The organism is Arcticibacter tournemirensis (assembly GCF_006716645.1).
Classification (GTDB): Bacteria; Bacteroidota; Bacteroidia; order Sphingobacteriales; family Sphingobacteriaceae; genus Arcticibacter; species Arcticibacter tournemirensis.
In genome coordinates, this window is record NZ_VFPL01000001.1 from 3,135,586 (window position 1) to 3,156,608 (window position 21,023).

A 21,023-nucleotide genomic window follows, 5' to 3' on the forward strand; every position below is an offset into this window, starting at 1 on the left:
TAAACAATGAAATATAATTTCGGCGCTGGTCCGTGTATTTTACCGCAGGAAGTATTTAAACAGGCATCTCAAGCAGTATTGGATTTTAATGGTACTGGTTTGTCGATATTAGAAATATCGCACAGGGCGCCCGAGTTTGAAGCTGTAATGGATGAAACGCTCCAGTTAGTGAAAGAACTTCTTAATGTTCCGGCCGGATATTCAGTATTGTTTTTGCAGGGAGGAGCCAGCTTACAATTCTCTATGGTTCCCGCAAACTTATTAGGTGAAGGGCAAACAGCAGCTTATCTTGATACCGGAGCATGGGCAAGCAAAGCCATGAAGGAAGCTAAGCTATATGGAAATGTAACTGCAGTTGCTTCTTCAAAAGAATCCAACTATTCTTACATACCGAGGGATTATGAAATTCCTTCTGATGCCGCTTACTTTCATTGCACATCGAATAACACCATTTTCGGAACAGAGCTATTTGAATTCCCGAAATCACCGGTGCCAATGGTTAGCGATATGTCTTCAGACATGTTCAGCCGCACGATCAACGTGGAGGACTTCGGATTGATCTATGCGGGAGCTCAGAAAAACATGGGGCCTGCAGGCGTTGTACTCGTAGTCATAAAGGATGAGCTCCTGGGTAAATCAGGCCGCAAGTTACCTTCAATGCTTGATTATAAGATTCATGCTGATAATAAGTCCCTTTACAATACACCTCCGGTGTTTTCAATTTATACTTCTATGCTAAACCTCAAGTGGCTGAAGGCCAAAGGAGGTGTAGCGCAAATTGAAAAGGAAAATATTGCAAAAGCAGCAGCACTTTACGAAGAGATCGACAGAAACCCTGTTTTCAAAGGTACTTGCAATGTTGAGGATCGTTCAAGGATGAATGTTTGCTTCGTAACAGAGAATCCTGAGCACGAAAAGCCTTTCCTTAAGTTAGCAGAGGAAAGAGGTATGATCGGCATCAAAGGACATCGCAGTGTCGGAGGGTTCAGAGCATCCATTTATAATGCTTTGCCGATCACAAGCGTACATGCTCTGGTCGACGTAATGCGTGAGTTTGCACAGAAAAACGGTTAAATCCTTACTGGATCAAAACCACTTTTCATACACACCTAAGGTCAGACCAGGATTATTATCCTGGCTTCTGATAACATAATAAAGAAACAAATGATAAGAATACTAGCAAATGACGGTATAGACGCAGTGGGTAAGCAGTTACTTGAACAAGCCGGTTTTACCGTTGATACAGAAAACATCCCTCAGGATCAGCTCCCCGAGGCGTTGAAAAACTATGACGCTATTACAGTCCGCAGCGCTACCAAAGTAAGGAAAGATCTTATTGACGCCTGTCCGAATCTACGACTTATAGGCAGGGGCGGTGTTGGTATGGATAATATTGATGTTGAATATGCAAAAAGTAAGGGAATAGCTGTTGTAAATACGCCTGCTGCATCATCACCCTCAGTTGCCGAACTCGTTTTCGCTCACCTGTTTACAGGCATTCGTTTCCTGTATGATTCTAACCGGAAAATGCCTGTTGAAGGAAATACTAAATTTAACAACCTTAAGAAAGCGTATTCTGCAGGTATTGAGCTTAAAGGTAAAAAAATAGGGATTATAGGATTCGGAAGAATAGGTCGCGAAACAGCCAAGATCGCTCTCGGTCTCGGTATGGAAGTTCTCGCATATGATCTCTACGAAGTGCCTTCTGAACTGGAACTCAACCTTGCCGGTGGTGTAAACGTAAAGGTTCCCGTGAATAGGGTTCAGTTTAACGAGCTGATCACCGATGCCGACTTCATCAGCCTTCATATTCCTTTCCTGGATAAGCCTATTCTTGGTCCCGATGAATTCAGAAGGATGAAAACAGGAGTAGGTATCGTAAACTGCTCACGCGGCGGAACAATTGATGAAGTTGCGTTAATAGAAGCAATCGATTCGGGCATTGTTGGATTTGCAGGTCTCGACGTATTTGACAACGAACCGGCGCCGCGCGCTGAGATCCTGAATCACCCTAAGATATCGCTGACCCCCCACATCGGAGCTGCTACCAATGAAGCTCAGGAAAGAATAGGAGTGGAGCTGGCCAGCCTCATAATTGATTTCTTCAAGAAGAGCTGATGGTTATACAGCAGGAACTCTCTAGATAAAATAAAAGATAAGGTTGTGCAAACAGTTGTACAGCCTTATTTTTTATATAAAGGACGTAAACTTAAAGACAATGCCGTTAACTGCAAAAAAGACAAGGGTAGTCGTTATTGGTGTAGGGGCCGTTGGCTCTACAACTGCCTATACACTTCTTCTCCGCGAAAGGATGGATGAACTGGTGCTTATCGATGCTAATAATGAGAAAGCATTGGGGGATGCCCTTGATATGAACCATGGCCTGCCTTTTCTTGGACAATCTAAAGTATGGGCCGGCACCTATGAAGACTGCCGTGAGGCTGATATCATCATCATTACAGCAGGAGCCGCGCAGAGGCCTGGCGAATCACGGATTGATCTTTTGAAACGTAATGTTTCTATCTATGAGAGTATTACAACGGAAGTACTTAAATACAATACCGACGGGATTCTGCTGATTGCATCGAACCCTGTCGATATTATGAGTTACTTTACATGGAAAAAGTCGGGATGGCCGGTTAACAGGATCATAGGGTCGGGTACGCTGCTGGATAGCGCGCGGTTCAGATACCTGATCGGAGAGAAGCTCCAGATTGACTCGAGAAGCGTACATGCGCATATCATCGGCGAGCATGGCGATTCGGAGCTTCCCCTTTGGAGCCTTGCTAATATTGCAGGAACGGAACTCTCACTCTCGGACGAGGCCAGAACCGAAATATTTTCAAATACAAAAGACGCAGCATATCAGATTATAAAGGCTAAAGGCGCCACTTATTACGCTATAGCACTCGCACTCGACCGTATCTGTACCGCGATCCTGCATAACGAGGCCGCTGTCCTCAATGTATCGACCCTGCTTGATGATTACCACGGCGTATCCGGAGTGTATCTTGGAGTACCGTGCATAGTTGACAGAAATGGGGTTCGTGACGTTTTAAAACTAAATATCAGCAGTGACGAAAAAGAACTATTGCAGCAATCAGCAGCAAAGTTAAAGGAGATAATTGCTTCAATTGCTCTTTAGCCTTAATGACCGGATACGACATAGTAAGATTCGCGAATGATAAGACCTATTGAATATTAAGAGTACTGTATATACATTTGTAAAAACAAGTAAATGGACGCTTACGATCAGGTATTTGAGAACAACCGGAAATGGGTTCTCAGTAAAAAAGACGGTAACCCCAACTTCTTCGAAGAGCTCGCCAGGGAGCAACGCCCTGAATTTCTCTATATAGGCTGCTCGGACAGCCGTGTTCCTGCGAATGAAATCATGGGGCTTGAGCCCGGAGAAGTGTTTGTTCACCGTAATATTGCTAACGTAGTGAACAGCATCGACTTAAATTGTATGTCGGTAATCAATTATGCTGTTGTTCACCTTCAGGTGAAGTATATTATTGTGTGCGGACATTATGATTGCGGCGGCGTTAAAGCAGCTATGGAGCCGCGTGATTTAGGTGTTCTCAATCCCTGGCTGCGTAACATTCGCGACGTATACCGTCATCATCAGCAGGAGCTGGATGCTATAGCCGATAACAGGATGCGTTATAACCGTCTTGTTGAGTTAAATGTAATAGAGCAGTGCGTAAATGTTATAAAAACGGCCGAAGTGCAGCAGTGTTATAAGGCAAACGGTTTTCCAAAGGTGGCTGGCTGGGTATTCGATCTGCACGGCGGAGAACTCATTGATCTGAATATCGATTTTACAGGACAGCTTAAAGAGATTCAAAAGATCTATAACCTCGACGTAAAATAAGCGGAGTTGCTGCTATAACCCGTTATTGTATTTAAATGACGCGACTACTTTTACTTTTTACTTTTTGCTCTTTCGTTTCGCTTGTATCAGCCCAGGAGAATTTCAGAAGATATACAATCGGCGCGTTCGCCGGAATAACCACAAACAGCAGTGATTTGCCGAAGGCTGGAAACGAGACCGTGTTCGGCGGTGGAGCAGAAATTTACCTTACCAAATTCCTGAGCGGAGGAATGAGCTTTCAAAAAGGAAAACTCTCGGGAAGTGAAAACAGAAGCACTCAAAGGTACTTCCTGAATGAGTTTACTGCAATCTCCTTCAACAGCAAGGTCCATCTGGGGCAGTTTATTGGAAGAAACAAGGGGCGGTACCAGGTTAATAATGAAGGGCTTCCGAAGCGGGTATTGAAGGGCATTTATCTCGGAACAGGCGGAGGACTGCTGAATAGCAGCCAGAGCAGGATACAACGTACCCCTCTGGCCGGAGCAGCATCCTATATTTATGTAGGACAGAACAAAAATAAAGAATTGTTTATCCCTGCGATGCTTGGTCTGGATATTCATACCAGCCAGGAGCCGGGTCTTATTTTTACAGTACAATACACAATGAATTTTGTGCTTGGAGATAATATGGATGGCTATTTAATTTCTGGCAGTAAGAATGATACGTTCAGTACACTTAGCCTTGGCATTAAATATGCTTTCGGTCGTCTGCAGTTGAACTAAGGAACAATTTCTGCCACAACAAAGGTGCTTCCCCCTATAAAGATCATATCATCCTCTGAGGCGGAAAATCTCGCTTCAGAAAGAGCTTCGGTTACCGATGTGAAATATCGACCCTCAAGGCCCCTGATATTAGCCTCCTGAGCAAGGTCCGCTGCTGGCATAGCCCGTTCAATAGAAGGCTGACAGAAATAATACGTTGCGTCCTTTGGCAGCAAAGCCAGCACCGAGGAAATATCTTTATCTCTGACCATGCCGATCACCATATGAAGTTTATCGAAGGCAGTTGCATGTATATTTTTTAAAACCTCTTTAATACCATCTTCATTGTGCCCTGTATCACAGATAATCAGCGGTGCCACACTGAGTGTCTGCCATCTCCCCATTAGTCCCGTAAGCTCTTTCACTCGACTTAATGCCCTTGCAATTTCTTCGATCAGGATCGCCAAGCCTTGTTTCTGTAATTCTTTTACAGCGCTGAGAACGGTCTTTATATTTTTTAACTGGTAAGTCCCTGTAAGATCGAGTGTAAAGGAAAGAGGGGTGCTGCCATCAACAGGAAGAACAGAGATATTTAAGGCCTCTGAATCATGTACAGCGTTTGATAACACGTTCCATTCTTCAGACGCAAAAACGATAGGAGAGTTGTTCTCTGACGCCTTGCCAAGAAAAACTTCCGATACAGCGTCCTGTTTTTCTCCAATCACTACCGGAACTCCCGGTTTAATAATACCCGCCTTCTCAGTTGCTATCAGCGGAAGCGTGTTTCCAAGAATACTTACATGATCGTAACTAATATTGGTGATCACGGATAGGAGCGGTGTAATAATGTTCGTAGAATCGAGCCGGCCACCCAGTCCCACTTCAATGATTGCGATATCCACCTTCTCCCTGGCGAAATGCTGAAAAGCCATAGCAACGGTCAGTTCAAAGAATGAGGGTTCAATTTCCTCAATATTCTTCTTCTGCTCCTCGGTAAAGGCGATCACCCTTTCTTCCGGAATCATTTCGCCGTTCACCCGGATACGTTCCCTGAAGTCCTTAAGATGAGGAGATGTATATAAGCCTGTTTTATATCCCGCTTGCTGAAGTATAGCTGCCAGCATATGCGAAACAGAGCCCTTCCCGTTTGTTCCCCCTACATGAATTGTTTTGAACGTGTTTTGAGGATTACCTATACGCTTACAAAGTTCAATGGTATTGGTAAGATCTTTCTTTAATGCAGAAGAGCCTACCCTTGAAAACATCGGCAGGCGTGAATACAAATAGTCAAGTGTCTGCTGGTAAGACATAGCTTAGTATTGAGTATCAAGTAGCAAGTAGCAAGTAGCAAGACTGGTACATAAGGAAGTATTATATCTACGCATATCATAATGCCTGATACTAAATCGCTAATATCTGTAATACATGTCTTGATACCTGATACTAACTACTTGATACTAACTAACTAACTAACTAGCTACCTGATACTAATTTACTTTACTTTAAAATTAAAAACCACCACACCAATCTGCACATCCGGTGCCGATTCAAGCTGATTCAGGCTGGCGCCCATTACTGCCTGTTCGCACTTTCTCCAAAGTGACTGGTCAGACAACGTGGTACCCTTCACACCAGCGCGTGCATATACAACTTCGCCTGATTTGTCTACTCTTATCTCAACATATACCTTACCCGACTGCTGTCCTTCATCATTAATTCTGGGAAGGTTTAAGAAATGTCTGCCGGCAAGAGTTAGTTTTGTATTCCCGAAACCAGAGCCACCTTTACCATAATTTGACGCCAAAGGATCACCATCCGGGTCTCCCTGATTTCCAGGAGTGTTACCTGTTCCGTCTCCACCACCTGTTCCTGTACTTTTCTTGCCCTTATAAAGTGCATTCTGATTTACCACAGGTTTGCTTTCCTTAACTTCCTTTGACGGCGCAGCCACCGGGGAAGACGTCGGCTTCTGAGGAGTACTAACGGCAGGTGCATCTTCACTTTCTTGGGTAACGACAGATTTCTCGCTGCTTTCGGCAGAAGGTGTTGGGACGGTCTCTGCATCCGGAACTACCCTGTCAGGTGGTGTATTATTAGCATTGGGATCCACAGAAGGTTCCTCAATACTCATAAAATCATCCCCCATACCTACTTCAGAAGTACCATAGTTCACTACGATTCCTCCGGTGCCCACTTCCTGCGGAACAGGCATCCCAAAGACAATCAGATAACTTATCAGCAAAAACGCAGCCATTAGTCCCCCCGAAAGGAGGAGGGCTTTAGGATAGTTATTTTCTTCCTGGTATTGCATGATTTTACTTCGGTTCTGTTGCTAAAACAAGTTTAACTCCCATTTTGTTAGCAATATCCATTATCTGTACTACATCCTGTATCGCAACTGTCCTGTCCACGCTCAGGATGATCGTTAGTTCCTCAACTTGTTGCTTATATACCAAAAGCCTTGGCTGTATTTGCTCGAGTGCTATCGGTTGCTTGTCAAGAAAATATTCCAGGTCTTTAGTAACTGCAATACTAACGGTTTTTTTGGATATGGATTGTCCCGAATCTGAACGCGGAAGCAATAACTTTATCACGTTCGGATTCGTTACTGTCGAGGCTATCAGGAAGAACAACATCAGGAAAAACATGATATCGTTCATCGCAGAAGTTTGAACTTCTGCAGCCGGTCGGTTTCTTCTTCTTAAATTCATAATCTCCTTTCTACCGTCCTGGTTCTTCTAACAGGTCGATAAACTCAATAGCGTCCGTTTCCATCTTAAGGATCACGCGGTCAACCATTATGTTTAAAACATGATAACCTACGTAAGCAAAGATACCGATCATCAAACCGGTTGCAGAGGTGATCATTTTTTCGTAAAGACCTCCCGAGATGATACCGATGCTGATGTTATCGGATAATGAGATATTATAGAATATTCTGATAACACCTGATATGGTACCAACGAACCCAAGCATGGGAGCAATACCAGCAACGATGCCCAGGATACTGATGTTCTTCTCTAGTTTCGAAACCTCAAGCTTTCCTACGTTTTCTATAGCGCCTTCGATATCTTTAATAGGCCGGCCAATTCTCAATAAGCCTTTTTGAAGCATGCGGCCCAGCGGCGTATTGCTGTTACGGCAAAGAGCTACTGCCGAATCAAGTTTTCCTGATATAATGCTTTGTTTTACCTGAACCATAAGATTCGATTCGTTTCGCGATGCCTTCCTGATGGTTAGATATCTTTCAATAAATATAACGAGGCCGAGAAAGGCAAGTATTCCCAGAGGAATCATTACCCAGCCTCCTTTTACCAACAGGTCCATAAATCTCAATTCCTGCGCCTGTTGTGCTGCCTGCGCTGCAGCTGTCGCAACGGTGTCGGGGTTAACTGTAGAATCAATCTGTAATAGAAACATGTGTGTTATTGTTTTATTTTATCTTTAAATGTAAATATCCAGGCTTCCGGGTTAAAGCTTTTTTGAATTCGCCTTTTTTCCTGGTTTGCTTCCTCATAGGTATTATATGAACCCAGGCTTATTTTAAACTTAGGTTTGCGTGTGTCTTCAATGATCCTGGCTTTAACGCCACGGTTATGCATGACCTTTAAATAGGTTTCGGCCTCAGAGCGTAAAGCCAGTGAAGCGCCTATCACTTCATACGTAGGGGTGACTTCCACCGGTTTATCAGCGGCCGGAGCCTTAATGCCTGCAGAGTCTGTAACTTTAGGCGACTGAGCATTTGTGGCCGGTATACTGTCTTTTTGTGAAGTGGTGTCAGGAACTAATGCTGGAGCGGCTGCTGGTGCCTGTGGCTTATTGGCCGATAGCGGCCTGTCTGCCTCCAGGTTGAAAAACTGAGGGTAGAATACATAGGTTAAGCTGCCTGCAATCAAAAGCAAGATGGCTATCACTCCAATGGCCTGCCAGATGTTTGTTGGATTAGCTGGTGTATCTGCTTCTGCTGGTGCGGCCAAAATAGGTTCATTAACAGGAGGCAAGGGTTGTGCCGCCCTCTTCTGAATGATCGAGAAGGCTGGATCCTTGATTGGCAACAAACCAAACTGCTCGCCGGGCATCAGAGTTGGTTTCATAGAAAGATGACCGTGCGCGGTATGAAGCGTGCCGATAGGCGATAGGTTCGCGCTGCCATCTGTTTCCAGCGAATGCCGGATACTATCCGTGAATTTATTGATAAAATACCGGGAAGAAGCTTCCGAGATTTTCTTGGCAAAAGAAACATATCTTATCAGTTCACCATTAACTGATTCTACCGCTTTAAAGGCTATTTCTTCAGCAGGTGGATATAAAATACCGTTCTCTCTGTCGTAACGTGCAGATATCTTCTTCTTATAGAAGGTGCCAATACCGGGAAGGCCTATTTCATTGTGATCTTTTAGTAGTTCCGATATATACAGCGCAATATCCATCCCGGTAAAAATAATCTAAAATATTTATGCAGCCAAACTATCAGAAGGAATAGTTTAATCCGCCAATAACATTTAACCCAACTTTAGGATAATACAAATACCTCTCGTATTTATTGCCAAAGATATTATTGACACGAAGGAAAATACCCACCTTTTCTTTATATAAATACTCAGCTCCGGCGCTAAAATCGACATAGCTCTTAAGCTTTACAATTTCAGGAGTTTGCGAACCTGAATAGATCAGGGCCGAAGTTTTATCATTAACTACAATCTCACCATCAATAGTGATCTTCTTGTTAATGGTAAAGCGTGCGTTTGAGAATAATCTGAAATCGGGCTGAAACCATGCTTCTTCCTGAGTATCCATATTGTAATTATTGATATTCAGTCTTCCCAGCCAGCTTAACTGTTCAGATATTTTCACACTTATCTCGCCCTCCAGTCCGGTTACCTTAGCATCGTCATAGATCACATTAAAGCGTTCCGGGCGTGTAATGTCATTCCTGAACAGGGGCATAGATTCCAGCTTTTTGTAAAAAAGCATAGCCTTATAGCCAAATCCGGCTCCCGCGTTTCCTTTGATACCACCATAGGCGTATGTTTTCTCAACTGCATTGCTGATAGCTAAATTACTGTTCAGATAAGGGTTTAAGTTGGAGAGTTCCCTTATGGTCGACTTATTTACGTTTCCTGTAAAACCTCCAAAAACCGTTGCAAACTCCGGCACGATAGGGACTTCTGCTGTTACTGCCGGAAACAGGTTAAACCGCGACGCATCTCCAAATTCCTGAACCAGGTTCACACCGATAGAAAGCTTATAGGTAGGTCCCTGCAGTTTTATATAAGGGTTAGCCCTGAAAATATGGTTTCCGATGGATACCGAATCTTTGGTTTGAGTGAAATCTGCTGATGTATTAAGTCCTATGTTAAACTGTTTCCAAACTTTATTGTAAAAGCCACTCAGCGCCAGAGAGGTTTCTTTCGCATTAAACTTGTCGGAAAGCAAATAGCCATCTGCCTTCAGTGCGTAATCCGACGTTTCATTCTCTCCGTAGTTCTTTATCAGCTCACCCCGGAGACTAACGGTACCATACCTTTGTTTTTCAGGATTGGCGTTAATAGGGCGAATTGAATCTCGCATTGTTCCATAAAAGTAAGTCGAGTTACGGTCAAACCCAAGTTCGCCGTTCAGTGTGATTTTATCCAGCACACTTTTGCCGAAGATCCCTATTTCCTGCCTCGAAAATTGCTGCTTACTTAAGTTCCCTTCCTGGTTGAAATGTTTGAAAAACGCTCCTGCTTGCAGCGCCTCATCCGGACCGGTATTAAGATATAATTCCGCCAAACCAGTACTGAAATTCCCAAAACCCAATTTTGCATAGCTATGAGTAAGAGGGCGGTCAATCTGTAATGAAAGCGGCTGCGCCTGCAGCTGTCGGATATCACTGTTCAATTCGAGCTTCTTATCCAATACAGAATATTTAAGCTTCGACTTCATCGCCTTGGTACTGTTCAGATCGGGGCTCCTTCTGATCTTTGCCGCATCAGCGAGCACCGGTTTATATGGACGTTCTACAACAATTTCTTCGGTGAGTGCTCCCGTAGGCTTATCAGTCTTTTTCTCCTCCGGTTTTTCCTGTGCAAAAGAAGCAGCAGACACCAATAAAATAGAAAGTGTAAGTTTATACTGAATATTTTTGAGTCTCATTGTACTATTTCTTCTTGTTAAGTTGATCAAGCTTTTCTTTGGCAGTCGGTATAATCTCGTCCTTGCCTTCATAATTATCAATTACACTCTGAAGCGTGCTTTTTGCCTGAAAGATGTCTTTTAAAGCCACATAATTATCGGCCAGAAGAATAAATCCCTTGGTAACCCAGTAATCATGCGATTCCATTTTTACCAGCTCAAAGATGGTCTTCTGCGATGCTTTATAGTCACCGCTCTGGTATTGTAAATAGGCAACGAGGTACTTGGCTTCAGCTCCCGTAACCGTTGTTGTTTTAGCGGCTACATCTGTAAGCTCTTTTAGGCCTGCAGTTGTATCACCTTTCGCCAGATACGCTTTACCTGCATACAATCCAGCACGGCTCTTATCCTCTTCAGACGACCTGTTAAATTCCCGTACCAGTTTAACATACTTCAGAACATCATCGGGCATATTCATCGAGCTGTAAGCCTCCATCAGGTTGTTCACTGCAAATCCGTAGTTTGCTTTGTATTCTGATGTAAGCTCAAGCTTTTTGAGATATACAACCGCCTCGTTATATTTCTTTTGTTGTAAGTAGAGCTTCGATATGCTGATCAGCGCTCTTTCCGTATACTCGCTGGTCCAGTCGTTCAGAATGAACGTATAATCAGGAATTGCCTCGTCAGGACGGTTCAGCTTAACCAGGCTCTCAGCACGGATAAATTTAGCATGCTTTTCGTAAATAGGTTTCGGGAACTTATCGAAATAAGCATTCACTGCGTCGAAAGCGGCCTGATAATCGCCTCTCAGGAAAAGGTTATTCGCCGCCTGGAAGGTAATATTATCCTGCTCCGAAGTACTCAGGTTACCAATGCTCGTGGTATTGGCATAAGCAAGGAACCCGTTTGCGTCGGCTTTATCAAGATAGATATTTTTGATCGACTCAAGGGCAAGCTTCGCTTCATCGGTGGTGGAATAATCCTTCACAACCCTCTGGAACGTGGCCAGGGCGCCCGCATCGTCATCCTGATTATATTGCACCAGTCCGATAGTAACCAGCGCCCGCGGCACATAACTGCTTCTCGGATATTTCTCTATTAAACCCTCTAAATCAGTCTTTGAGCGGGCGTTATCACCTTTAACAAAGTACGTATAGGCTATTTCAAAGCCTGCGTCATCGGCGTAGTTTGAATTCGGGAACTGCTGTAAAAGCGACTGATGCGTTGCGATCTTAGCGTCGTTCTGCCCCTGAAGGCCTTCGATCATACCTCTTTGGAAAAGAGCATAATCCTTGCCGTCGCTGTTCCACGCAATCACCTTATTATACTGCTGAAGGGCCGATCCATAGTTTTTAAGCACGAAATAAGAGTCGCCGAGACGGAGAGTGGCATCGTTAACCGTATTCTTGTCTTTATCGTCGCCTCCTAAGAAACGAGCGAAATAATTAGCGGCCTTGCTATAGCTTTCATGCTGAAACGCCGAATACCCCAGTGCATAGTTTGCGAAATTATAAACATCGGTTTTGCGCGCAGCCGGCATAGCCAGGAACTTTTCAAACTGAGCTACAGATTCGCCATATTTACGCACCTCAAACATCGCCTCAGCCAGCCAGTAAGTAGCAAGCGCATGCAGTTCATCATCGATAGCATTGTTCTGCGAACGCATAAATAAGGAGATACTATTCTCAAAAGCCCGTTCATTGTAGAACTCAAGTCCTCTGAAATAGGTTACCTTCTGATAAACCGCTTTTGTTTCTTCATTTTTATTCTGGATGGTTTCCAGGATATTTACAGCCTCTTTATAGTTCTTGGTAGAAAGAAGCACTTCGCCCAATAAGGTCTTTGCTTCATTGATCTTGGCCGAACGGGGATATGTTTTAATAAATTGCTGAACGGCGTCCAGAGCTACTGAATAAAAATCAAGCTCATACGATAGCTTGGCGTAGTTTAGCAGACCTTCTTCTTTTAATTTGGGATCGAAATCCAGTCGCGACGCCCTGAAAAATGCATTTCTTGCGCTCTGCTTATTGTTTGTTTTGATGAAGGCCTGTCCCAGTACAATCATCCCGTTCTGGTAATGAACATCCGGACTGCCCATTTTCTCGAGCTCTTTAATCGCTTTCTGGGGATTATTAAGCTGCATATAAATATATCCCAACTGGTAATTATCCTGGTTGTTTTGAGTCTTGCCGGCATCTAAAGCCTGAAACTTCAGGTAGTAGTCAAGCGACGTTTTATAATCAGACCGTGCAAAATAAGTTGCGGCAACAATTCTGTACATTTCAGGCTTATACTGCGCATCGATAACATCGATAGCAGGGATCGTATACGCTAAAACATCGTCGTACCGTTTATCGAGAAAATACAATGCCGATATATAGTATGGATAGCTTGCCTGATAAGCTGTAGAGTTTTTTAACCGTTCAAATTCCCTCAGTGCAGTTTTATAGTCGGCGCTCAGGTAATTCAGGTAAGCATAATAATAAATGGACGATTCGTTATAGTCGCCCTTTTCATCTTTAAGCTTTGCAAATAAAGGCTCGGCATCGTTATACCGTTTAGTGGAGAAGTAGGAGTAGGCGAGCTTAAAGCGATACTCATCGTTTTCTTTTCCGGCAAGATTAGCAGCGCTGGTTTTAGTAAACCATTCTATCGCTTTTTCATAATTCTTCCGGGCAAAGAACGATTTCCCCATTTGAAAGTAGGCCGACTTTGTATTGGCACTTGATGGATACTCACGGATGAAAGCCAGGAACAGGCCTTCGGCGTTTGTATTTCCAAGCTCCAGTGCACATACCGCCTGGTAATACTGTGCATTCTCCTTGAGTAAGGAGATCTGCTTGTTATCTGCAAGCGACTGCGACGAAGGCGAAGTGCGCGACTGTTCCACTTTACTGAACTGTTCGCTGGCAGCAGCATACTTAGCCTTTTGAAAAAGTTCAATGCCGCTTTTATAAGCCTGATTTATAGTAAACCACTCTGTTTGCTGAGCGTTTGCTGCTAAAAGTGATGAGCAAAATATTGAGGTAAGCAGAATATATTTTCTAAGCATGTCTTATTGTAAAATTGCGAAGTTAACAGTTATAGACAGATACATTGGCATAAGAAACTAACAGATGTTGAAAATCTGCCAAAAGTAACGTTTCTGCGTTCAAAAGCGAAATTTGATTGTGAGGAATTAGATTTGAGAGATGAGGAACCTGATGTGAGAGATAAGAAACTAGTGATGAGTAATTAGACAAGAGATGCCAGATATGCGATATAAGGACTTACATTATCCGTATTGATTATCCAATACTAGTCCTTTCCGTTTTCCTCCTGTATCACTTAACCCTTAACTTTCAACCTTCAACTTTCAACTCTCAACTCAACTCCAATCACGGCTTCTGTCCCGCCAGAAGATACAACACAGCCATTCGGATAGCCACGCCATTCTCTACCTGGTCGAGTATAATAGATTGTTTGCTGTCGGCTACATCGCTGGTTATTTCCACTCCTCGGTTTACCGGACCGGGGTGCATGATGGTTATCTCCTTATCTAAAGAATTAAGAATTTGCTTGTTGAGTCCGTAGAGCATCGAATATTCTCTGAGTGAGGGAAAATACTTAATATCCTGGCGTTCGAGCTGAATCCGGAGCATATTGGCAACATCACACCATTGCAAAGCCTTCAGAAGGTCAAACTCCACCTTCACGCCCAGCGTATGAATATATTTGGGGATGAGGGTAGTAGGTCCGCATACCATTACTTCGGCGCCGAGTTTATGCAGACAAAGGATATTCGACAGCGCCACGCGAGAATGAAGGATATCTCCAATTATCGCCACCTTTTTTCCTGCTACATCGCCATATTTCTCTCTTATAGAAAATGCATCGAGCAAGGCCTGTGTAGGATGTTCATGAGCGCCGTCGCCTGCGTTCACTATTTGAGCATTCACTTTACGGCTCAGGAATACACCAGCGCCAGGGTAGGGGTGCCGCATTACGATCATATCCACCTTCATAGCAAGAATATTATTCACTGTGTCGATCAGCGTTTCGCCCTTACTAACAGAAGATGAAGAGGCCGCAAAGTTAATAACATCAGCCGACAGACGCTTTTGGGCCAGCTCAAAAGAGAGCCGGGTTCTGGTGGAATTTTCAAAAAAAATATTGGCAATAGTTACATCGCGCAGGGAGGGAACTTTTTTGATAGGACGGTTAAGCACGTCCTTAAAGGTATCAGCAGTTTCAAAAATTAAGCGGATATCGTTTTCGTTTAAGTCTTTAATTCCCAGAAGGTGACGTGTACTTAGGTTCTGACCTGGTTCTGCCATTGTATATATATTCAGTTTATTTCTCAGACAACAAAATTACCTTATCCTCACTATCGGCTTCCTTCCAGTTAACAATAACTTTCTGGGAGTTAACAGAATCTACCTGTATACCGATATAGTTTGGTTCTATTGGCAGATCTCTGGAATAACGGCGGTCTACCAGCACTAGTAATTCAACCTTAGCTGGCCTTCCGAAAGCAAGCATAGCGTCGAGCGCCGAGCGGATGGTCCTTCCGGTCCATAGTACATCATCAACCAGTATCACCTTCTTTCCTTCGATAATGAAATCAATCTTCGTAGCATTCGGAACAAGCGGACCCTCGCGCCTGCGAAAGTCGTCCCTGAAGAAGGTAATGTCGAGATTGCCGTTTAATATTTTCGTCGCCGGAAGAATGTTCTGTAATTCGGCAGCAATTCTGGCTGCCAGGAACGGACCTCTTGGTTGGATACCAAGAATAACCGAATCAGAAAAATCATTATGATTTTCAATCAACTGATGACAAAGTCTTTTGATTGTTATCTGAAACTTTTGTCCATCGAGCAGAGTTAAGTTTTGCATCAGTTTGGATTTGGCCAAAAATAAAAAAAATATGATATACAACGAAAAAAGCCCTGCCGATTTTGCGGCAGGGCTTTAATTTATCAGAATCCGGTATTACTCGGCTTCTTCGTCAGATTTCTTAGCTTTACGTGCCTTGTTTTCAGCACCTTCCATCTGCTCTTTCAATTGTGCAAGAACGCCCAGATCACCTAAGGTAGATCTTTCAACAGATTCTTTCACTTTTTTAACTGCATTAGAAGTAGCTTTCTGATCATTCTTCTTCTGTGAAACTTCAGCAGAACGAGCTTCAGATCTTGCATCTTCCCAGATACGTGAGTGGGAAACTACAATACGCTTAGCATCTTTACTGAATTCGATAATCTTGAATTCAGCAGTTTCGTCTACTTTAAGAGGCTTGCCGTCTTCCTTGATAGAATGTTTGCTTGGAGAAAATCCTTCAACACCATAAGGTAATGCAACAATAGCGCCCTTATCACTTACTTTAAGAACTGTACCTTCATGAATCGAATCTAAAGTGAAGATCGTTTCGAAAGTGTCCCAAGGGTTTTCTTCCAGTTGCTTGTGACCTAAGCTAAGCTTACGGTTTTCTTCATCAAGCTCAAGAACTACCACATCCAGCTCTTCACCAACTTTAGTGAATTCATTAGGATGGTTAACTTTCTTAGACCATGAAAGATCTGAAATGTGAATCAGGCCATCGATACCTTCTTCAATTTCAACAAACACACCGAAGTTAGTCATGTTCTTAACAACAGCTTTGTGCTTGCTTCCTACAGGATATCTGGCTGCAATGTTCTGCCATGGGTCAGGAGTTAACTGTTTAACGCCAAGGCTCATCTTCCGCTCGTCGCGGTCTAATGTTAATACCTGAGCTTCAATTTCGTCTCCAACCTTAAGGAATTCCTGAGGATTGCGCAGGTTCTGCGACCATGACATTTCTGATACGTGGATCAAACCTTCAACACCAGGGGTGATTTCAAGGAATGCACCGTAATCAGCAACTGTAACAATCTTACCTTTAACCTTAGAACCAACTTCAATAGTAGTATCAAGTGATTCCCAAGGATGTGGTGTAAGTTGTTTCAAACCAAGGGCAATACGTTTTTTCTCGTCATCAAAGTCAAGTACAACCACATTGATCTTCTGATCAAGTGACAATACTTCCTTCGGATGCTCGATACGGCCCCATGAAATATCTGTAATATGCAGTAAACCGTCAACACCGCCAAGGTCGATAAACACACCGAAGTCAGTGATGTTTTTAACGGTTCCTTCAAGAACCTGACCTTTTTCAAGCTTAGCAACGATTTCTGTTTTCTGGTTTTCAAGATCGTCCTCAATAAGAACCTTGTGAGATACAACCACATTCTTAAATTCGTGATTAATCTTCACAACCTTGAATTCCATTGTTTTGCCAACGTAAATATCGTAATCACGGATTGGCTTAATGTCAATCTGAGATCCCGGTAAGAAGGCCTCAACACCCATGATGTCAACGATCAGACCACCTTTAGTGCGGCTCTTAACAAAGCCGGTAATGATAGTGTCGTTTTCCAAAGCTTCGTTGATGAGCTCCCATGACTTCTGAGTTTTTGCACGCTTACGTGAAAGAACCAACTGACCATTAACGTCTTCCTGAGATTCAACAAAAACATCAACCTGATCACCAACCTTTAGGTCCGGTGTATCACGGAATTCGGAAAGAGATACCATACCATCAGATTTAAACCCGATGTTAAGTACTACATCCTTGTTGTTAATTGATACAACAATACCGGTGATGATCTCACCCTTGCTGATCGAATTAAAAGTACCGGCATACATTTCTTCAAGTCTGGTACGTTCTTCTGAACTGTAGTTACCAAAACCTTTTTCGTCTGCATCCCAATCAAAATCGCCTGAAGGCGTTACCAGTGTTTTAGACTTAATGTCTTCAATTGACAATGAATCAGCTTCTGACTCAATGTTTTCTTTTTCTTTAACCGTCGTGGTTTCTTCGCCATGGAGTTCTGCTGATTTAGCATGTAGCTCCTTTTCTGCTTCTTGTTTTTTGGCCATTAATTAATTTTTCTCCTTTTTCCTGATTTAAATCAGGACTGCAAAGGTAGGTAAATTCATTTTTATTCTGAAGAAAATTTATTTATTATTTTATTGACTCACAGAACGATTGAACGCATTTGCCAGTAGTTGATAATGAATAACATAGCAAAAAAATAAAACTTATCTACGTTCGGGTCTGTTACCTGAATACATCAGTTAAATAAATATTACCATGAAAAACCCCGAAGATAGAAACAATGAAATATCAAAAGGCGAGGATGAAATTTCGGCCGCAAAAACAGATGTGAACGCAACAGAGAAACCTGCCGACGATGGCTTCAAAACCTCGAAAGATCATAAGCATCGTTTGAGTTGGGAAGTTCCTCATGATGAGCAGATGTTTGACAATACCAGTCCTTCTGCCGGCGAAAACGAAGAAAAAGGGGAGTAAGTCTCCCTTTTTTATGCTTCATCCTGGTTGCAGTTCGCAAGAAAAGGCTCGATTTTCTCCAGCGCAAATTGAAGCTGATCTTCTTCAGTCAGTTCTGTATTATCAAGAATAATCGCGTCATGTGCTCTCGACAAGGGACTTTCCTTGCGCGTAGTATCTAAATAGTCGCGATGTGCTATGTTTTCAAAGACCTCTTCCAGTGTACTGTTTTGTCCTTTGGCTGCGAGTTCTTTAAATCGACGCTCAGCTCTTACTTTAGGGTCTGCAGTCATGAATATCTTAACCTGGGCGTCAGGAAAAACAGTGGTGCCGATATCACGGCCGTCCATAACGATGTTTTTCGATTTCCCCATCCGTTGCTGCTGATTGACCATTTCATCTCTGACAGCCTTTAAGGCACTCACTTCACTAACTTGCTGCGAGACCTGCATTTGCCGGATCTCTTCAGAAACATCTTCTCCGTTCAGAAGAATATGGGTCTGATAATCCCTGGAGTGAAAGTTAAGGTGGATATTCCGCAGCGCTCCGGCAACCATTTCTTCATCGGCCAGGTCGATATTATTCCTTAGGAAATACAAGGTAACAGCCCTGTACATTGCACCTGTATCGATATAAATAAAGTGAAGTTTTCTGGCAAGGCCTTTAGCGAGAGTGCTTTTTCCGCACGAAGAATAGCCGTCTATAGCTATTACAAGATTGTTGGTCATCACAGGGGCAAAGGTATCGTTTCGTGTTGATTTTAAATAATTGAAGATTAAAAAATAGTTAGCGGTATATCCGCTTTACAACTTCAGATGGCATCCGGAGGCAGGATAAATAACTGATATAATTAGGCTTGCTCTTGCCGGAGCCGGCAAACTTTGCCGGTACTTTTTTTATATAGCAGATATTTTTCTTTGTCTAAATTTGGGGATGGATTTTTCTAAAGAGGATTTACTCCCCGGTATCAGCTTTAAAACCTCAAGAAGCGGAGGAAAAGGAGGACAGAATGTAAATAAGGTTTCGAGCAAAGCAGAGTTGAATTATAACCTGGAAGAATCTTCCATATTTAACGACTTGCAAAAAGAGCGCATAAAAGAAAAGCTTTCAAACCGCCTGACAGCCTCGGGTATGATCCAGGTGATAAGTGATGAGGAAAGAAGTCAGTATCTTAACAAGGAGCGCTGCCTGGATAAACTCTTCCACCTGCTTCGTAAAGCACTGCATGTTGCCAAACCAAGAAAAGCAACCAAGCCATCCAAAGCCTCTGTAGAAAAGAGGCTCTAGGAGAAACAACAAAAGGCTTTAAAAAAACTAAACAGGAGAAGGGGAGCCGCTGATTTTTGAGGCATTCATTGCCTCTTTTGTCATTGTCTGTTTTAAGTTCTTAGGACCGTCTGGCTATTAGTCAGTCAATCATTATTTTATAATCCCGAATTTTTCTTCTTGAATCTTGCTTCCCCCTGTTCTGTACCCAGCCTGTAACTCTTTTTAAACCCCGTCACTACGTTAGCGTCCATATTACGTAATGAGTGCGTTAAAAGTCCGTGTTTTGATATTAAAACACGGACTTTTAACATAGTTTTTATATTGTTTGCCTGCAAAAGCTGAAATGCAGTCCAAACGCGGTTCATACCCTTATACAGCGCGTTTTCAGATCGCCTTGCTGTACCTCCTGAGCTAATCCGCTCTCTTTCAGAAGAAAGCGTTTTAATCTTTCACGAAAAAAGATTTCAATTTTTTTATGTTTTTCATTTTCAGGATCCCTAAATTAGCTTCATAAACCAATCCGATGTTCATCTAAACCAATAGGTACATGGCAATCATACAAGGCAAATATTTAAGGGGAAGCGTAGGGAATTACGCGTTCCGCAAGGTCGGCAACCGCAACATTATACAATCTAAACCAGGCCGGGGCACGGTCCGTCAAACGGAGGCCACGCGTGAGAGCAGCGCCGAGTTCGGGCTGGCCAGTACAGCAGGCAAGATGCTTCGGTATGCCTTTGGGAACCTGTACGGGTATGAGTATGATGGCAGGATGATGAACAGGATGGTCAGAACACTTACCGAAGTGATCGGCAAGGACGACAGGCCTCGGGGACAAAGGGAAATCACCGGCGGAGATATCAGCAGGCTGAAGGGCTTCGAGTTCAATGCGGCGGCCCCTCTGCGCAACCAGTGGAAGCTGACACCGGAGGCCAGGATGGATGAAAAGGGAACGATCCGGGTGAGCTTTCCGTCGTTCGTGTATCTAAAAGACCTGACGCCATCCTCCAGCTACAGCTATTGCATCATCAAGGCCCAGGTGATCGCCTTCGACTTTAAGAACAGCCGGTACAAGAGCCTTGGAGAAGAGAAGCTGGAAGTGAAACTGATCACCGGGCGTCAGGAGGCCACCGAATGGACGTTTGAGTCAGACGTACCGGAAGGATGTTTACTTCTGGTGGGGTTCTCTCTGAAATACTACCGGAACAATAACGGGATCCTGGAGATCGTACAGGACCGTTCAAAACACAGTTCAACAGAGATCATCGGTAGCTTTATCCGTCCTGGTCGGGAAACGTCGTATGAGGAACCACCGCAGATCATCCGGGTATCCAAATACGAATCATGGGCACCGGATTCAGGCTGGCGAAAGGTCGAGTTAAACAGCAAGGCCTATAACAAGCTGCAAAGGCAAAGGCTGAAACAGGCAAAGGGGAAGAGCCCGACAGTGGCGAAGGAGAAGACAAAGGATAAGGATGGCTGGACGAAGATGTAATTTGCCACGGGCTGCTATCTGTAAGTACCGACTTACATTCGGAACCAGAACGCTGAATAAAACGGATCTTTGCAGATGCCGGAAGGTACAAAAGCTCTTAATCTGTGGGGTCCTGAGTTCTGGCCTCAGCGGAGGCAGACCGTTAGCTGCAAGTTAACAACAGCACTATAAAACATTGACTAACATAAATTTAAAGACATAACTATGGAGTGAATTTTT

The 21,023-nt window shown here is 43.4% G+C and carries 19 protein-coding genes; 8 read left to right on the top strand and 11 right to left on the bottom strand.

The window, feature by feature from the left end:
* The first annotated feature begins 6 nt into the window (after positions 1-6).
* From serC to BDE36_RS13285, 5 genes are all read left to right on the top strand, one after another.
* Complete coding sequence (gene serC, locus BDE36_RS13265; RefSeq protein ID WP_141815261.1) at positions 7-1,074, top strand: 3-phosphoserine/phosphohydroxythreonine transaminase; 1,068 nt, start codon at positions 7-9, stop codon at positions 1,072-1,074.
* A gap of 90 nt (positions 1,075-1,164) precedes the next feature.
* Positions 1,165-2,118, top strand: a complete 954-nt coding sequence (locus BDE36_RS13270; RefSeq protein ID WP_202618144.1) for a D-2-hydroxyacid dehydrogenase — start codon at positions 1,165-1,167, stop codon at positions 2,116-2,118.
* Positions 2,119-2,218: 100 nt separating this feature from the next.
* Positions 2,219-3,145, top strand: a complete 927-nt coding sequence (locus BDE36_RS13275) for an L-lactate dehydrogenase (RefSeq protein WP_141815262.1) — start codon at positions 2,219-2,221, stop codon at positions 3,143-3,145.
* Positions 3,146-3,238: 93 nt separating this feature from the next.
* Positions 3,239-3,877, top strand: coding sequence for a carbonic anhydrase (locus BDE36_RS13280; RefSeq protein ID WP_128769035.1), 639 nt, complete (start codon positions 3,239-3,241; stop codon positions 3,875-3,877).
* A gap of 35 nt (positions 3,878-3,912) precedes the next feature.
* Positions 3,913-4,599, top strand: coding sequence for a hypothetical protein (locus BDE36_RS13285; RefSeq protein ID WP_141815263.1), 687 nt, complete (start codon positions 3,913-3,915; stop codon positions 4,597-4,599).
* Here BDE36_RS13285 and BDE36_RS13290 read toward each other — a convergent pair.
* From BDE36_RS13290 to rpsA, 10 genes are all read right to left on the bottom strand, one after another.
* The gene (locus tag BDE36_RS13290; protein ID WP_128769037.1) at positions 4,596-5,888 is read right to left on the bottom strand and encodes a bifunctional folylpolyglutamate synthase/dihydrofolate synthase; all 1,293 of its coding nucleotides are present in this window, start codon (positions 5,886-5,888) and stop codon (positions 4,596-4,598) included. The genes BDE36_RS13285 and BDE36_RS13290 overlap by 4 nt on opposite strands.
* Before the next feature lie 182 nt (positions 5,889-6,070).
* Positions 6,071-6,889: a RodZ family helix-turn-helix domain-containing protein gene (locus tag BDE36_RS13295; RefSeq protein WP_128769038.1), complete on the bottom strand. Its 819-nt coding sequence runs from the start codon at positions 6,887-6,889 to the stop codon at positions 6,071-6,073.
* A 4-nt stretch (positions 6,890-6,893) separates the two neighbouring features.
* The gene (locus BDE36_RS13300) at positions 6,894-7,289 is read right to left on the bottom strand and encodes an ExbD/TolR family protein (RefSeq protein WP_128769039.1); all 396 of its coding nucleotides are present in this window, start codon (positions 7,287-7,289) and stop codon (positions 6,894-6,896) included.
* Between the two features lie 10 nt (positions 7,290-7,299).
* Positions 7,300-7,998: a MotA/TolQ/ExbB proton channel family protein gene (locus tag BDE36_RS13305; RefSeq protein WP_128769040.1), complete on the bottom strand. Its 699-nt coding sequence runs from the start codon at positions 7,996-7,998 to the stop codon at positions 7,300-7,302.
* A gap of 5 nt (positions 7,999-8,003) precedes the next feature.
* A complete protein-coding gene (locus tag BDE36_RS13310; RefSeq protein ID WP_141815264.1) occupies positions 8,004-9,008 on the bottom strand; it encodes an HU domain-containing protein in 1,005 nt (334 codons plus the stop codon).
* A gap of 40 nt (positions 9,009-9,048) precedes the next feature.
* A complete protein-coding gene (locus BDE36_RS13315; RefSeq protein ID WP_128769042.1) occupies positions 9,049-10,716 on the bottom strand; it encodes a TonB-dependent receptor in 1,668 nt (555 codons plus the stop codon).
* A 4-nt stretch (positions 10,717-10,720) separates the two neighbouring features.
* Positions 10,721-13,747, bottom strand: coding sequence for a tetratricopeptide repeat protein (locus tag BDE36_RS13320; protein WP_128769043.1), 3,027 nt, complete (start codon positions 13,745-13,747; stop codon positions 10,721-10,723).
* 325 nt (positions 13,748-14,072) lie between these two features.
* Positions 14,073-15,011 carry an aspartate carbamoyltransferase catalytic subunit gene (locus tag BDE36_RS13325; RefSeq protein WP_128769044.1) on the bottom strand — a complete coding sequence of 313 codons (939 nt, stop codon included), beginning with the start codon at positions 15,009-15,011 and terminating at the stop codon, positions 14,073-14,075.
* A gap of 16 nt (positions 15,012-15,027) precedes the next feature.
* Complete coding sequence (gene pyrR, locus BDE36_RS13330; protein ID WP_128769045.1) at positions 15,028-15,570, bottom strand: bifunctional pyr operon transcriptional regulator/uracil phosphoribosyltransferase PyrR; 543 nt, start codon at positions 15,568-15,570, stop codon at positions 15,028-15,030.
* A 96-nt stretch (positions 15,571-15,666) separates the two neighbouring features.
* A complete protein-coding gene (gene rpsA / locus BDE36_RS13335) occupies positions 15,667-17,631 on the bottom strand; it encodes a 30S ribosomal protein S1 (protein WP_128769046.1) in 1,965 nt (654 codons plus the stop codon).
* A 214-nt stretch (positions 17,632-17,845) separates the two neighbouring features.
* Here rpsA and BDE36_RS13340 point away from each other — a divergent pair, with 214 nt between their 5' ends.
* The gene (locus BDE36_RS13340; protein ID WP_141815265.1) at positions 17,846-18,064 is read left to right on the top strand and encodes a hypothetical protein; all 219 of its coding nucleotides are present in this window, start codon (positions 17,846-17,848) and stop codon (positions 18,062-18,064) included.
* Between the two features lie 11 nt (positions 18,065-18,075).
* On the opposite strand, the gene cmk is transcribed toward BDE36_RS13340, so the two are convergent.
* Positions 18,076-18,771 carry a (d)CMP kinase gene (gene cmk, locus BDE36_RS13345; RefSeq protein WP_128769048.1) on the bottom strand — a complete coding sequence of 232 codons (696 nt, stop codon included), beginning with the start codon at positions 18,769-18,771 and terminating at the stop codon, positions 18,076-18,078.
* Between the two features lie 205 nt (positions 18,772-18,976).
* On the opposite strand from cmk, the gene arfB reads away from it, so the two are divergent.
* Together arfB and BDE36_RS13355 are read left to right on the top strand one after the other, a co-directional pair.
* On the top strand, positions 18,977-19,330 hold the full coding sequence (gene arfB / locus BDE36_RS13350) for an alternative ribosome rescue aminoacyl-tRNA hydrolase ArfB (protein WP_141815266.1): 354 nt from the start codon (positions 18,977-18,979) through the stop codon (positions 19,328-19,330).
* 529 nt (positions 19,331-19,859) lie between these two features.
* A complete protein-coding gene (locus BDE36_RS13355; RefSeq protein WP_141815267.1) occupies positions 19,860-20,804 on the top strand; it encodes a hypothetical protein in 945 nt (314 codons plus the stop codon).
* Positions 20,805-21,023: the final 219 nt, after the last annotated feature.